Source organism: Flavobacterium magnesitis, from assembly GCF_041729735.1.
GTDB classification, from domain to species: domain Bacteria; phylum Bacteroidota; class Bacteroidia; order Flavobacteriales; family Flavobacteriaceae; genus Flavobacterium; species Flavobacterium magnesitis.
The window spans coordinates 18805-33055 of sequence record NZ_JBCFQK010000023.1 but is presented as its reverse complement, the minus strand read 5'-3'; the positions used below and the strand labels follow the sequence as shown (position 1 = coordinate 33055).

The window sequence follows — 14251 nt, the reverse complement described above, 5'->3', positions numbered from 1 at the left end:
ATTTTGACAAAAATAGGCAAAAAATGACAAATTTTATTCCGCTTTTGATAATTGATATTTTATAACTTTGCAACAATGAAAAAAATATACCTCGATAACGCCTCTACTACTGCAATCCGACCAGAAGTTATTCAAGAAATGACTAAAATAATGACGGAAGATTATGGAAATCCTTCATCAACGCATAGTTTTGGGCGAAATGCTAAAAACAGATTGGAACTTTCCAGAAAATCTATTGCCAAACAACTGAATGTAAATGCTCAGGAAATTATTTTTACTTCTGGAGGAACAGAAGGAAACAATTGGATTTTGCGTTCGGCAGTTCAGGATTTGCAAGTCAAACGAATCATTAGCAGTAAAATAGAACATCATGCTGTTTTACTGGCTATTACGGCTTTGCAAAAAGAATTTTCTATTCAGGTAGATTATGTTAATGTGTTGCCAAATGGTACAATCGATTTGACTCATTTGTCTGATTTGCTTTCTCAGGAAGTAAAAACATTGGTAAGTTTAATGCACATTAATAACGAAATTGGTACTGCTTTAGATTTGGAGCGAGTAGGTGTAATCTGCAAGCAGTATAATGCTTTGTTTCATTCGGATACGGTGCAATCGATGGGGAAAATGCCATTGGATTTGCAAACCATTGCTGTGGATTTTGTTTTGGCAAGTGCGCATAAATTTCATGGACCTAAAGGAGTGGGATTTGCATTTGTTAGAAAAAATTCGGGATTGCAACCTCTTTTTTATGGAGGCGAACAAGAAAAAGGTTTGCGTGCAGGAACCGAAGCGGTACATCAAATTGCAGGAATGGCAAAGGCTTTAGAAATTTCATATTCGAATTTAGATTCCGAAAAAGAGCATATCACTGCTGTTAAAAATTATCTGATTGAGCAATTAGAAAAAAACTTCCCAGGTTTTGAAATCAACGGAAAGAGCGAAGGTTTTTATAATATTATCAATGTTTTATTGCCTTTCTCAGAGGAAAAAACAGCAATGATTTTATTTCATTTGGATATGCGAGGCATTGCCGTTTCTCGTGGAAGTGCTTGCCAGAGCGGAAGCATTCGACCTTCTCATGTATTAGCCGAAATACTTTCTGATGATTTAATTAAAAAACCAAGTTTGCGTATTTCCTTCAGTCATTATAATACTAAAGAAGATATTGACGGCTTAATTGAAGCTTTAAAAACGGTTTAATATTCTATTTTTAAAGCCAATCTAATTGATTTATTGAAGATTAGGTTTTCAATACATAATTTATACTTCTTATCATACTTGTTTTATTAAAGTTAGTATTAACTTTGCGCCAGATTTTGGTCTGTTTTTTCTGGATTTTTAAGAAAAAATAGTTAAAAGGGAATCAGGTGCAAATCCTGAACAGACCCGCTACTGTAAGTTCTAGTAAAAGTCTTTAAACGTTACTAATGCCATTGTTCGCCCCGGCGGATGAGAAGGTTGTTTAAAGATGGGACAAGTCAGGAGACCTGCCACAATTATATAGTTTAAGACTTTCGAGGAATAAAGTCAAAGGACAAGCAATTAACCTGTTATTTTATAGCGGGAATAATTCTTATGTTTCTTGATAATTACATCCTAAAGTGAGTTTTTATAATTTAATTAGTGATGTGTAATACAAAAAAAACATTTTTTTTCGTTTTCATTCTTTTTGTTCCTTTTTTACTTCATTCTCAGGTAGCTAAAGATAGTTTACAGCTTCTGAAAGAGGTTAAAATCAATTCAAAACCACCGTATCAGGAAGTAATTCCAGTACAAAGTCTTTCCGGAAAACAACTTGAAAATTTAGCCAGCCACAACGTTGCAGATGCGCTTCGGTATTTTGCCGGAACCCAAATCAAAGATTACGGTGGACTTGGCGGACTTAAAACGGTTGATGTTCGAAATATGGGAACGCATCATGTAGGTGTTTTTTATGACGGAATTCAGTTAGGAAATGCACAAAACGGAGTGACCGATTTAGGAAAATATTCCTTGGATGATATGGAATCCCTGACAATGTATAACGGTCAAAAAAGTGAAATTTTCCAATCAGCAAAAGACTTTGCAGCGGCTTCTACCATTTACTTAAGAACGAAACGTCCTGTTTTTGAAGGTAATAAAAAAAGCAATCTACTGGTTCGATACAAAACCATGTCTATCAATTACAATGATCCGTCTTTTAGATGGGAACAAAAATTAAGTGATAAAGTCAGTTTGAGTTTGAGTTCGGAATTTATAAAATCGAATGGAGAATATAAATTCAGATACAAAAGAAACAATCAGGATGGTTCTGTAGCTTATGATACCACTGCAACCCGAATGAATAGTGATATTACAGCACTCAGAATAGAATCAGGACTTTATGGAAAAATAAATAAGGGTTCCTGGGATGCCAAAGTATATTATTACGATTCCGAAAGAGGAGCGCCGGGAGCTATTGTAGAGAATAAGTTTTCGGATGGTTTCAGGCAAAATGACAAGAATTTTTTCACTCAGGCTTTTTTAGTTAAAGACTTTACAGAAAAATATAAATTTCAGGCAAGAGCAAAATATGCTTATGATTATACGCACTATATAGCCAGAGATACTACTAGTGTTTTAGGCGAAACCGTAACTGAAAGTGCTCAATCTGACGATAGTTATTATCAAAGTGAAGCCTATTTTTCGGCAGTAAATATGTACAGTATTTTGCCTAGTTGGGATGTTTCACTTTCTACCGATTTTCAGTACAACAAACTTGATGCGACCCGAAGAGGAATCCAAACCCAATTTTCTTTTCCGCAACGGTATACCACTTTAGTTTCATTGGCTACAGCCTATAGATTGGGCGGATTTAAAATTTTGAGTAGTGTTATTGGAACTCACGTAAAAGAAGAGGTGGAATACAATGCCAAACCACCTGACAAAACCGAATTTACTCCTGCCATATTTCTTGGTTATACTCCATTTAAAAAGTATGATTTTAATTTAAGGGCTTTCGCCAAACGCATTTTCAGAATGCCCACTTTCAATGATTTGTATTATACAATGGTTGGATCCAGTACTTTGAGACCCGAATATATGAATCAGTACGATATTGGTTTTACTTATAATTTACCAGCAAAAGGATTTTTTGATAAATTTTCTATTCAGGTTGATGGCTATTATACGAATACCAAGGACAAAATTGTGGCTGCTCCAACCGGGAATTTATTCCGCTGGATGATGACTAATATGGGGCAGGTAAAAGGACATGGAATAGAATCAGTTATTAATATGGGAACGCATATTAACAAATTAAATCTATCCGCTAATTTGACTTATACCTATTCTGAAAGTAGGGATTATACCAAATTTGCAGGCTTGGAATTGTCGTCTTACGGAGACCAAATTCCTTATACGCCCTGGCATAGCGGTTCTGGAATTTTTAATGCTAATTACAAATCCTGGAATTTTAATTACAGTTTTATCTATGTTGGAAAACGATATAATGGGAATGTCAACAATATTAAAGTGAACGAAGTACAGCCTTGGTATACCCACGATTTAGCTATACAAAAAGCTTTTGTGGTTCATAATTATAAAATAAAAGGAGCAGTAGAGGTAAATAATGTACTCAATCAACATTATGAGGTCATTTACAATTATCCAATGCCAGGTCGAACGATGAAATTTATAATCAGTATTGAATTATGAGAAAGATAATTATAAAAATACTTTTCGGTTTATTTATAGCGCTAGCTTTTACTTCTTGTCGAGAAGATGAAATTATTTTTCTATCCTCGGACAGAAATGTTGCTGAACCTAGAAGTGAAGGAAATATTGAAGGATTTTATCTTCTGAACGAAGGTAATATGGGAATGAACAGGGCAAGTATAGATCTCTTTAATTATCGAACAGGAAACTATACCACCGATATTTATTCGGAACGAAATCCCGAAGTGGTAAAAGAATTGGGTGATGTGGGTAACGATATTCAAATTTACGGTAACAAAGTATTTGCGGTAATTAATGTTTCGAATAAAGTAGAGGTTATTGATAAATGGACAGCCAAACGCATCAAAAAAATAGATATTCCCAATTGTCGATACATAGCTTTTTACAAAGACAAAGCGTATGTAAGTTCTTATTCTGGTTCCGTTACGATTGATCCTAATGCAGAAATTGGTTTTGTTGCCGAAATCGATACCACTTCTTTAGAAATTAAACGTAAAGTAAATGTGGGTTATCAGCCCGAACAAATGGTCGTGCATAATGGGAAATTGTATGTAGCAAATTCTGGAGGGTACCGAGTTCCTGATTATGACCGAACGGTATCGGTGATTGACCTCGCAACTTTTACCGAAATAAAAAAAATAGACGTTGGTATTAATCTCTCCAGCATGAAAATTGACAGTCAGGGCGACATTTATGTCAGTTCACGAGGTGATTATTACGAGACACCTTCGAACCTTTTTGTGATTGATACTAAAACAGATGAGAAAAAAATGCAGCTGGATATTCCAGTTTCGGGAATGTGTCTGGTAGACGATTTGCTTTATTTTTATAGTGTCTCCTGGAGTTATTTGACTAATTCTAATGAAGTTACTTACGGAATATTAGATACCAAAACAAAAAAAATAATCAGCAATCAAATTATTACTGATGGAACAGAAAAACAAATCATGCTTCCGTACGGACTTCAGGTCCATCCCGAAACAAAAGAAATTTATATCACTGATGCACAGAATTATGTAGTAACGGGTTATATTTATTGTTTTACTCCTGACGGCAAATTAAAATGGAAAACAACTGCAGGAAATATTCCTGCACATATAGCTTTTATAACTAAAAACTAAATTATTCAAATAAGTTAACTTATCATTAAACTTCTTAGCCATATCTTTTTTAAAGAAAAATTAAGACACATTAAATTGTCAAATGGCTATATTTGGCATCAAATTAGCTATAAATTTAGTATTCTTTTCAAACCCTAAAAATAAAAGTTTTATCCTGTACTTTATGAAACCTATTAAGTCTATCTATATCATTATTTTATCATTGCTTACTTTTTATGGCAGTGTAGAATTTTATAAATATTCTTTTGAAGCCAATAATTATCAAACACAAGATGTTTTTTTAGCTTCGGATGTTTCTCAGGTTGAATCTTCTTCTGCATCCATGTCTAATGATATGAAGATGCATTTTGTCATTAAAAAGAAGGCAAAAACACGTGTAGAAGATTCAGAAACACGGACCTTAAAAAAAAACTATAGCACTAATTTTTTTACACTTAAGCTTTTAAAAGAAAGCATTTTTTTTAGCGTTGCTAGTCTTTATCAAATTCAGCAACATACTCATCTTCATTTATATCAATTATTCTAGATTTAGAATGACTTCTTCTTTGTTTTTATAATGTACCGATGTTTTTCGGCTGCAATATCTTGGTATATCACTAAGATAATTTCTTTTATAAAAAACATTCAAATTACTCGTTGCTGCCTGAAAATGGAGTAAACGCTGTATTTCCATTTTATCGTTTAACTTATCTGTAAACTCCCTGTAACCAATACATACGGAGTTAATCTATCTATTTAAATCCTAATAAATTAACTATGAACAATTTTAAAAAATCATTCTTTTTTTCTGTTTTAGCATTATTCGTTTTGGTCTCGTGTGGAGATAAAAACAAAAAAAGAGCCAATAGTATTAAAACCGTACCAGTATACAAAATCACATTAAAAGACACCATTATTTCAAACCGATTTGTTGCGGATGTGCATGCCAAAAACAATGTCGAAATACACGTTCGAATTCCAGGATTACTGGAAAAAGTATATGTAAGCGAAGGACAAAAAGTAAAAAAAGGCCAGCTTTTATTTAAAATAAGCGATGTAGAACTTCAAATACAATTGCTAAAAGCGCAAGCCGTTTACAAGAGCACTATGGCTGATCTTAGAATCGCCAACGTTCACCTCGAACAAGCACAAACCCTATTCAATAAAAAAGTAATTGCAGATAACGAATTAGAATTAGCTAAAGCAAAATATGAAGCGGCTGCCGCCAAAGTTGCTCACGCTGCTGCAGAAAAAAAAGCCATAAATCAGCAAATTAATTTTACAACTATCAGAGCTCCGTTTGACGGAACTGTGGATCGTATTCCTTTTAAAGAAGGAAGCTTGGTAGAAAATGGTTCACTGCTTACCACTGTTTCACAACTGGATGATATTTATGCCTATTTTTCGATTCCAGAAAATATTTATTTCCAAATGATGGCTGATAAAAGCATCAATACAAAAGGAGAGATAAAATTAATTTTGCCAAACGGTGTCGTTTATAACCAAAAAGGAGAATTAAAAACTGCCGATGGAGAGATAGACAGACAAACGGGTTCTATTCAGTACAAAGCTAAATTTCACAATCCACAAGGATTTATTAAACACGGAACTTCTGGAAAATTGATTATTTCAGAGCCCATAACCAATGCGATTGTTATTCCCCAAAAATCAGTTTTTTCTATTCAGGACAAACAATTTGTATTTCTAGTAGACAAAGAAGGCATTGTTAAAATGACCAACATTACCATCGGAAGTACACTTGATGATGTATATATTTTAAATAAAGGTTTGAAAAATGATGATTTAATTGTTCAGGAAGGCATTCAGTCCTTACGTGACGGCGACAAAATCAATATTAAAGAAACGCAAGCCGTAAACCTGTAATTCAACTATACATTATTAAAAGAAAAGAAAATGATAGAAATGTTTATCAAACGAAAAATATTATCATTAATCATCTCGGTTATGATAGTACTATTGGGAATATTAGCTTTATTCCAGCTTCCCATAACACAATTTCCTGATATTGTACCGCCATCGGTAACGGTAACAGCTAAATATACTGGAGCTAATGCTGAGGTTTCTGCTAATGCGGTGGCACTTCCGTTGGAACGTGCCATAAACGGAGTTCCTGGAATGACATATATGTCAACGGTAACATCAAATGATGGATTGACCTTGATTCAGGTTTTCTTTGAAGTAGGAACAGATCCTGATTTGGCTGCGGTAAACGTGCAAAATCGTGTAACTACTATTTTAGATGAACTTCCCGAAGAAGTAATCCGTGCTGGAGTTACCACCGAAAAAGAGGTAAACAGTATGTTGATGTACCTTAACGTTACCAGTACTGATAAAATGCAAGACGAACAGTTTATCTTCAATTTTACCGATATTAATATCCTGCAAGAATTAAAACGTATTGATGGAGTAGGGCGTGCCGAAATTATGGGACAGAAAGAATATTCAATGCGAGTATGGCTGGATCCGCAAAAGATGCTTTCTTATAATATTTCAGCAAATGAAGTGATTAGTTCGCTGCAAAAACAAAACATTTCGGCAGCTCCTGGTAAAGTAGGGGAAGGTTCTGGAAAATTGGACAGTCAACTTCAATATGTTATAAAATATGGAGGAAAATTTTTCGAACCCAAACAATACGAAGAAATTCCGTTAAGAGCTAATTCTGATGGAACAATCTTGCGATTAAAAGATATTTCGGAAATTGAATTTGGTTCCATGAGTTACGGAATGGTTTCAAAAACGGATGGTAAACCTTCGGCATCTATCATGTTGAAACAGCGTCCAGGTTCGAATGCCTCTGAAGTGATTGCCAGCGTAAAAGAAAAAATGGCGGAGTTGAAAGGAAGTTCTTTTCCTCCTGGAATGGATTACAATATTGCTTATGATGTTTCGCGTTTTCTGGATGCCTCCATCGATGAAGTTTTAAAAACGCTTATTGAAGCCTTTATTCTAGTAGCCTTTGTGGTTTTCTTATTCCTGCAGGATTGGCGTTCTACTTTAATTCCTGTATTAGCTGTTCCTGTTGCCTTAATTGGTTCATTTACTTTTATGTCTATGATGGGATTCTCGATCAATTTATTAACACTTTTTGCCTTAGTACTTTCTATCGGAATTGTGGTCGATAACGCAATTGTCGTTGTCGAAGCCGTACACGTAAAAATATCCGAAGAACACATGGAACCTTTGCCCGCAACCATAAGTGCCATGAAAGAAATTACCGGAGCTGTTATTGCAATTACCATTGTTATGGCTGCCGTGTTTATTCCTGTTGCTTTCCTGAGTGGTCCTGTTGGGGTTTTCTATAGGCAGTTTTCATTGACTATGGCTATTAGTATTGTCATTTCTGGAATTAATGCACTTACGCTTACTCCAGCTTTATGTGCCATTATGTTGAAAGCACACGACCCGAACAAACAGAAAACTTCTTTGCTAGATAAATTTTTCCACCGATTCAACAATTGGTTTGATAATATTACTGCTAAATACATCAAAGTTCTGGTAAAATTTGCCGATAGAACTACGGTTACAATGGGATTATTGGTCTTGTTTTGTATACTTACCTGGGGCGCTAGCAAATTATTGCCTTCTGGATTTATTCCGTCTGAAGATCAGGGAATGGTTTACGTAAGTGTAACTACGCCACAAGGAGCAACCGTAGAACGTACCGAAAAAGCTTTGGATGAAGTTACCCGAATTGCCCAAGAAATTAAAGGTGTTGATAACGTAACCACGCTTGCTGGATACAGTATTGTTACTGAAATTGCAGGTGCTTCTTACGGAATGGGAATGATCAATTTGAAAGACTGGAAAGAGCGTGATATTTCGGTAAATGAATTTATTGCCCAATTGACTGAGAAAACAAAAAGTATATCGGATGCCCAAATCGAAATTTTTGCACCGCCCACGGTTCCCGGGTTTGGAAACACCAGCGGTTTCGAACTTCGCTTACTGGATAAATCGGGCGGAAGCATAAATAATACAGATGAAGTGACTAAAAATTTCATCAAAGAATTGAATGCTTCTCCTGAAATACAAAAATCATTTACCAGTTTTGATGCCACTTTCCCGCAATATTTAATCCATATTGATTATGATATGGCTGCCAAAAAAGGAATTTCGGTAGATAATGCAATGTCGACTTTACAGACTATGCTAGGGTCCTTTTATGCGACCAACTTTATTCGTTTTTCTCAAATGTATAAAGTAATGGTGCAGGCAAGTCCGCAATTCAGGAAAAATCCCGAAAGTATTCTGGATATGTATCTAAAAAATGACGCTGGCGAAATGGTTCCGTTTTCTACTTTTATCAGACTCGAAAGAGTTTACGGTCCTGAAGTTTTAACAAGATACAATATGTATGTGTCGGCAATGATTAATGGAGAACCAGCTGAAGGTTTTAGTTCAGGAGAAGCTATTGCGGCTGTTGAGAAAATTGCCGCCGAAAAACTTCCAAGCCGTTTTGAACTCGAATGGTCGGGAATGACGCGTGAAGAAATCCTGTCTGGAAATCAAACCATTTACATATTTGCCTTATGTATTTTGTTTGTGTACTTATTGCTTGCCGCACAATACGAAAGTTTACTGCTTCCGTTTCCAGTGCTTTTAAGTCTGCCTGTTGGAGTTTTTGGTTCTTACATTGCACTTTTAATGGTTGGTTTAGATAACAATATTTATGCTCAGGTGGCACTCGTCATGCTCATTGGTCTGCTCGCCAAAAATGCCATTTTGATTGTAGAGTTTGCCATGGCTCAAAATAAACTCGGAAGAGACATTACCGAAGCAGCTATTGAAGGAGCCAGACTTCGTTTTAGGCCTATTTTGATGACTTCGTTTGCTTTTATTTCTGGATTAATACCACTTTGTATTGCTTCTGGTGCTGGAGCTATTGGTAACCGATCTATTGGTACAGCAGCGGCTGGAGGAATGTTGATAGGAACTGTTTTTGGACTTATTATCATTCCGGGGCTTTACATTTTGTTTGCCAAATTAGAAAAAGCAATGAATAAAAATAATTAAGATGAAAAATACAATAAATCGATATATAATCTTTGGCGGAGTTTTGCTTGTTACTGCCTGTTCTGCTCCAAAAGTCAATCAAAATCTAACAGCTAAGCAGCTGCCTGAAAGTTTTGATTTGAAAAGAAAAAAAGCAACAGATAGTCTGCAAAATTTTATTCCATTAGAAACAAAAACTTTTTTTAAAGATTCGAAATTAGAAGCATTGTTAGACAAAGCCATTGCTCAAAATCCGGATTATCTAATCATGCAGCAACGAATTTTAATAGCCAATTCTCATTTGAAAGTTGCGAAACTGGCGCTTTTACCGTCTTTAGACATTCAGGCTGATGTTTCAGGAACGCATTACGGAAAATACACGATGGACGGTGTGGGGAATTTTGACACTAATTTTTCTCAGAATATTTCAGACAAACAACGCATCAATACTGATGTTACTCCAAATGTGTTTTTAGGTGGAAAAGTTTCCTGGGAAGCTGACATTTGGGGGAAACTAAGCAATCGTAAAAAAGCAGCTCTGCAGCGATTCTTCGCTTCACAGGAAGGAATGCGATTGTTGCAAACCCGATTGTTAAGCGATATTGCTGATTTGTATTATAAGTTGATCGCCCTAGACAAACAGTCGGTGATTTATAAAGAAAACTTAAAAACACAGCAACAAGCTTTGGATATCATTTCGGCACAAAGATCCGTTGGGAAAGCGACAGAATTGGCTGTACAGCAGTTTAATGCTCAAAACAATAATATTCTGGCAGAATCGGAACAGCTTAATTTAAGCATTGACCAAACTGAAAAAGCCTTACTGAATCTTCTGGGTGAATATGGTGGTAAAATCGATAGAAGCAATGACTTTTTATCGGGACATTTGGCGGTATTAAATCAAAAAATAAGTGTGGATTCTATTATTCATAAAAGGCCAGATGTTTCAGAAGCCTATTACGAATTGCTTGCTACAAACGCCGATGCAAAAGCCGCACGAGCTGCCTTTTTTCCAACTCTTAACCTCGGTGGATATGCAGGTTTGAATTCGTTTTCGTTCTCCACTTTTTTTGATAGTGGTTCTTTTGCCTGGCAATTGCTTGGCGGACTAACAGCGCCTGTATTTAACAAAGGACAAATCAAACAAGAATTTTTTGTTTCGAATAAAAAACAACAAATTTCGTTGCTGCAATATCAAAACACAATTACAACAGCGTATAACGAATTAAGTGCTTTATTGCATAGAACGGAATCTTTTGCGGATGTTTTAAAATATAAATCCAATGAGATTAAACATTTGGAAATAGCCGTAAATGTTTCGAATGATTTGTATTTAAGCGGTTATGCTAATTATCTCGAAATAATCAATGCGCAAAAAAATAAATTGCAAGCCGAACTAGATTTTGTGGATATACAATTAAAAAATGCTGAGTCACAGGTATTGTTGTACAAAGCTTTAGGTGGCGGGATCAATTAAAAGTTGTATTTCACTATCTCTATTTTATAAGAGGAAGTCTCAAAATGATGAGATTTCCTCTTTTTTATTTTTAGGAGATTGAATCTCAAGTTTAGAATAAAAAAAAAAACTCTAAATCATTGATTTAGAGTTTTTTAAGTGACCTTGACTGGATTCAAACCAGTAACCTCTTGAGCCGTAATCAAGTGCGCTATTCAGTTGCGCCACAAGGCCATTTGCAGTCGTTTTGTAAACGTGATTGCGGGTGCAAATATAGGGATAAATGTGTAACTTGCAAGCATAAATTTCAATAAATACTAAAAAAAATGAAGTTAGAAAATTATATCCGTGATATTCAGGGTTTTCCAAAAGAAGGAATTTTGTTTAAAGATATAACTCCGTTATTAAATGATGCAAAAGCAACTCAGGAATGTCTTAAAATCTTGGTGGAATCATTGAAAGGACAAAAAATAAATAAGGTGGTGGGTGCTGAGAGTAGAGGTTTTTTATTCGGAATGTTGTTGGCACAAGAATTAAATGCTGGATTTGTACCTGTTAGAAAACCAAATAAATTGCCTTATGAAACTATTTTTGCATCTTATGACTTAGAATATGGAACAGATAATCTTGAAATTCATATTGATGCGATCCAAAAAGGAGATAAAGTATTAATTCACGATGATGTGTTAGCCACAGGAGGAACGGCGAAAGCAGTTTGTGAATTAGTAGAAAAATTAGGAGGCGAAATTGTTCAGTTGAATTTCCTGATGGAATTGACTTTTTTAAACGGAAGAGAAAAAATAAAAGAATACGATATTTTTGCAGCGTTGACCTATTAGTCTAATGCTCTTGTAGTAACATAATAGCGATATCCAATAATAGCCAATTGCCATTTCTTGGCTTTAGCCAAATCAAGTCTTTGCTTAGTAAAACTTGGCAATATGAGTTTGTTGATTTTGGCTAGTATTTTAAACATAAGTGCTTTTTTTCAAAGATACAAAAAAGACGGTCTTGATGAAGAGCCGTCTGTTTTTGTGATGAAAAGAAATATTAATTGTTTTTATTGTAATAATCTTGAGTTTCTACTATTATAACTCCGTTTCTGGCTTTTTCCCCATATTCAGCTAAAATAGCCTTTTTTGATTCATCATGTGGAATAGCTTTAAATGGGCAAAAATAAACGCAATTTAATTTTTTGTCTTTATTTTTTAGTAGAGTTGTATAGTCACTGTCTTTTCCGTCAAGAATGACTAGGGCTTTGTCAAAATCAAAATAGTATGAGCTTTTACCATTACCATCTTCGTAACCAATAACAGAGCCATTTTTGCCTTTTTGTTCTTTACCTTCTTCATTAACAATAGGTGACTGTAGAAGGTCTGTTTTTTTTGTAGTGACTCTTACTTGCTTGTTAGAAAATTTTGTATTTACTTCGATGGTATTTATGTCCAAATCTCTATATTCAAGATATGTCGATTTTACACCATCTATGTAAAATTCTTTACGCCAATAATAAAATGGTTTTCCTTCTCTCATAGTCCAAAGAGCAGGATTTTCGTCAGTACTTACATCGGTTTTTTCAATGTCTTTTTTAACAATTATATTATTTTTTTTCTCTTTTGATAAGGCATTTGAATCATTTTCATTTTTAATTGTCTTTATTTCAGCTTTGTTCGACTGAGATTCTTTTATTTCTGTTGAAGTTACTTTCTCTTGTGCAACTACTTTAATTTGAAAAAAGAATAAAAATGCTCCCAATATTGGAAGTACTATAGCATACTTCCAAGAGTTCCTTTTGTTTGATTCATTTTTGTTTAACATAATAATTCGTTTTTTGATTAAGGATTGATAGAAATGATTGGTAAGCGCTACACAATTTTTCTCTGTGGTTATTTTTAATAGGGTATATTGATAGGCTTTTTTATCGGTTATTTTTTTAGCCGTTTCTTTGTCAGCAATGAATTCAAGATTTTGGGCAATGGCTTTTTTGTATAGCCAAATGAAGGGATTGAACCAAAAAATGACACAAAATAATCTAGAAATCAACACATCAACGCTGTGTTTTTGCTCACTGTGTACTTTTTCATGTTCTAAAATATTTTCTAATTCAATTGTAGTATATAAAGACGAATTATAGACGATGTAATTGAAATAGGAGAAAGGAGCAATATTTTCGGTTACATTGATGAAATTGAAATTGGCTTGTTTATGAATAGTTTTGTCTTTTATGATTTTGCGTAAGGTGTAAAATTCAAAAGCAAATTTTATTAGAAGAGCCAAAATTCCAATGCTATAAACTATTTCCAAAACCCAATAATAATTGATTTCAAAACCATTGTTTGTAATAGAGGTTTTATTTGTAGTTATATTTTCTATTGCGGTTGCACTTATAACTCTATGAATATCAGATAAATTTAGTGAATCTGTAGTAGGCTCTACCCAAATTATTTTGGTAATGAAAAATAAAGGTAAAACGCTGGAGGTAATTAATCCTAATAGTAAAAACCATCGATTTCCAGAAAAGAAGGTTTCTTTTCGCAATAATAAAAAGTAGGCAAAATAAAATAAACCAATTAAGCCACTTGCTTTGATGAGGTAAATAAATCCACTTTCCATAACTATTATTTTTTTTCAATCATGGCTAAAATTTCTCGTAGTTCTTCGGCAGATATTTTCTCTTCTTTGGCAAAAAAGGAAACCATATTTTTATAAGAACTATTAAAATAGGTGTTAATGGCGGTATTCATGAATTTTTTTCGATAGTCTTCCATTTTTACAATTGGGAAATATTGATGTGTTTTCCCAAAAGCATTATAGGAAACATATCCTTTTTCTTCCAGATTTCTAATAATGGTTGAAAGCGTGTTGTAATGCGGCTTTTCGTCTTTGATTTCGGCCATGACTTCTTTTACAAAAGCTTTTTCCAGCTTCCATAAAATTTGCATGATTTCTTCTTCTTTGTTGGTTAATTTTTCCATAGTTGTCTAAT

General features: G+C 34.3%; 11 protein-coding genes, 1 tRNA gene and 1 riboswitch. Of the genes, 8 read left to right on the top strand and 4 right to left on the bottom strand.

The window, feature by feature from the left end:
* The first annotated feature begins 75 nt into the window (after nt 1-75).
* The 7 genes from AAGV33_RS13685 to AAGV33_RS13655 all read left to right on the top strand — a co-directional run bounded on the left by AAGV33_RS13685 (nt 76) and on the right by AAGV33_RS13655 (nt 11286).
* Nucleotides 76-1200 carry a cysteine desulfurase family protein gene (locus AAGV33_RS13685; protein ID WP_373392659.1) on the top strand — a complete coding sequence of 375 codons (1125 nt, stop codon included), beginning with the start codon at nt 76-78 and terminating at the stop codon, nt 1198-1200.
* Between the two features lie 100 nt (nt 1201-1300).
* Nucleotides 1301-1509, top strand: a riboswitch (cobalamin riboswitch).
* 117 nt (nt 1510-1626) lie between these two features.
* Nucleotides 1627-3675 (top strand): TonB-dependent receptor, encoded by a 2049-nt coding sequence (locus AAGV33_RS13680; RefSeq protein ID WP_373392657.1) that lies wholly within the window; start codon nt 1627-1629, stop codon nt 3673-3675.
* Nucleotides 3672-4817, top strand: coding sequence for a DUF5074 domain-containing protein (locus AAGV33_RS13675; protein ID WP_373392655.1), 1146 nt, complete (start codon nt 3672-3674; stop codon nt 4815-4817). The genes AAGV33_RS13680 and AAGV33_RS13675 overlap by 4 nt, the downstream gene beginning before the upstream one ends.
* An 82-nt stretch (nt 4818-4899) precedes the next feature.
* A complete protein-coding gene (locus AAGV33_RS13670; protein WP_373392653.1) occupies nt 4900-5343 on the top strand; it encodes a hypothetical protein in 444 nt (147 codons plus the stop codon).
* A 230-nt stretch (nt 5344-5573) separates the two neighbouring features.
* Nucleotides 5574-6680, top strand: a complete 1107-nt coding sequence (locus tag AAGV33_RS13665) for an efflux RND transporter periplasmic adaptor subunit (protein WP_373392651.1) — start codon at nt 5574-5576, stop codon at nt 6678-6680.
* A gap of 30 nt (nt 6681-6710) precedes the next feature.
* On the top strand, nt 6711-9830 hold the full coding sequence (locus AAGV33_RS13660; protein WP_373392649.1) for an efflux RND transporter permease subunit: 3120 nt from the start codon (nt 6711-6713) through the stop codon (nt 9828-9830).
* Nucleotide 9831: 1 nt separating this feature from the next.
* Nucleotides 9832-11286 carry a TolC family protein gene (locus tag AAGV33_RS13655; protein ID WP_373392647.1) on the top strand — a complete coding sequence of 485 codons (1455 nt, stop codon included), beginning with the start codon at nt 9832-9834 and terminating at the stop codon, nt 11284-11286.
* A gap of 139 nt (nt 11287-11425) precedes the next feature.
* Here the strand turns inward: AAGV33_RS13655 and AAGV33_RS13650 are convergent.
* Nucleotides 11426-11499, bottom strand: a tRNA-Arg gene (locus tag AAGV33_RS13650).
* Nucleotides 11500-11591: 92 nt separating this feature from the next.
* Here AAGV33_RS13650 and AAGV33_RS13645 point away from each other — a divergent pair.
* Entirely contained in the window at nt 11592-12104 is a 513-nt protein-coding gene (locus tag AAGV33_RS13645) for an adenine phosphoribosyltransferase (RefSeq protein WP_373392645.1), read from the top strand.
* On the opposite strand, the gene AAGV33_RS13640 is transcribed toward AAGV33_RS13645, so the two are convergent.
* The 3 genes from AAGV33_RS13640 to AAGV33_RS13630 form a co-directional block, all read right to left on the bottom strand.
* Nucleotides 12101-12241: an SsrA-binding protein gene (locus AAGV33_RS13640; RefSeq protein WP_073244465.1), complete on the bottom strand. Its 141-nt coding sequence runs from the start codon at nt 12239-12241 to the stop codon at nt 12101-12103. The two genes, AAGV33_RS13645 and AAGV33_RS13640, sit on opposite strands and share 4 nt — an antisense overlap.
* 74 nt (nt 12242-12315) lie before the next feature.
* A complete protein-coding gene (locus AAGV33_RS13635) occupies nt 12316-13878 on the bottom strand; it encodes a M56 family metallopeptidase (RefSeq protein ID WP_373392642.1) in 1563 nt (520 codons plus the stop codon).
* Nucleotides 13879-13883: 5 nt separating this feature from the next.
* Complete coding sequence (locus AAGV33_RS13630) at nt 13884-14240, bottom strand: BlaI/MecI/CopY family transcriptional regulator (RefSeq protein ID WP_373392640.1); 357 nt, start codon at nt 14238-14240, stop codon at nt 13884-13886.
* Nucleotides 14241-14251: the final 11 nt, after the last annotated feature.

Bases quoted from the DNA above. Each gene is read 5' to 3' on its own strand.
- AAGV33_RS13685 (WP_373392659.1), top strand. From the start codon at position 76: ATGAAAAAAATATACCTCGATAACGCCTCTACTACTGCAATCCGACCA.
- AAGV33_RS13680 (WP_373392657.1), top strand. From the start codon at position 1,627: ATGTGTAATACAAAAAAAACATTTTTTTTCGTTTTCATTCTTTTTGTT.
- AAGV33_RS13675 (WP_373392655.1), top strand. From the start codon at position 3,672: ATGAGAAAGATAATTATAAAAATACTTTTCGGTTTATTTATAGCGCTA.
- AAGV33_RS13670 (WP_373392653.1), top strand. From the start codon at position 4,900: ATGGCTATATTTGGCATCAAATTAGCTATAAATTTAGTATTCTTTTCA.
- AAGV33_RS13665 (WP_373392651.1), top strand. From the start codon at position 5,574: ATGAACAATTTTAAAAAATCATTCTTTTTTTCTGTTTTAGCATTATTC.
- AAGV33_RS13660 (WP_373392649.1), top strand. From the start codon at position 6,711: ATGATAGAAATGTTTATCAAACGAAAAATATTATCATTAATCATCTCG.
- AAGV33_RS13655 (WP_373392647.1), top strand. From the start codon at position 9,832: ATGAAAAATACAATAAATCGATATATAATCTTTGGCGGAGTTTTGCTT.
- AAGV33_RS13645 (WP_373392645.1), top strand. From the start codon at position 11,592: ATGAAGTTAGAAAATTATATCCGTGATATTCAGGGTTTTCCAAAAGAA.
- AAGV33_RS13640 (WP_073244465.1), bottom strand. From the start codon at position 12,241: ATGTTTAAAATACTAGCCAAAATCAACAAACTCATATTGCCAAGTTTT.
- AAGV33_RS13635 (WP_373392642.1), bottom strand. From the start codon at position 13,878: ATGGAAAGTGGATTTATTTACCTCATCAAAGCAAGTGGCTTAATTGGT.
- AAGV33_RS13630 (WP_373392640.1), bottom strand. From the start codon at position 14,240: ATGGAAAAATTAACCAACAAAGAAGAAGAAATCATGCAAATTTTATGG.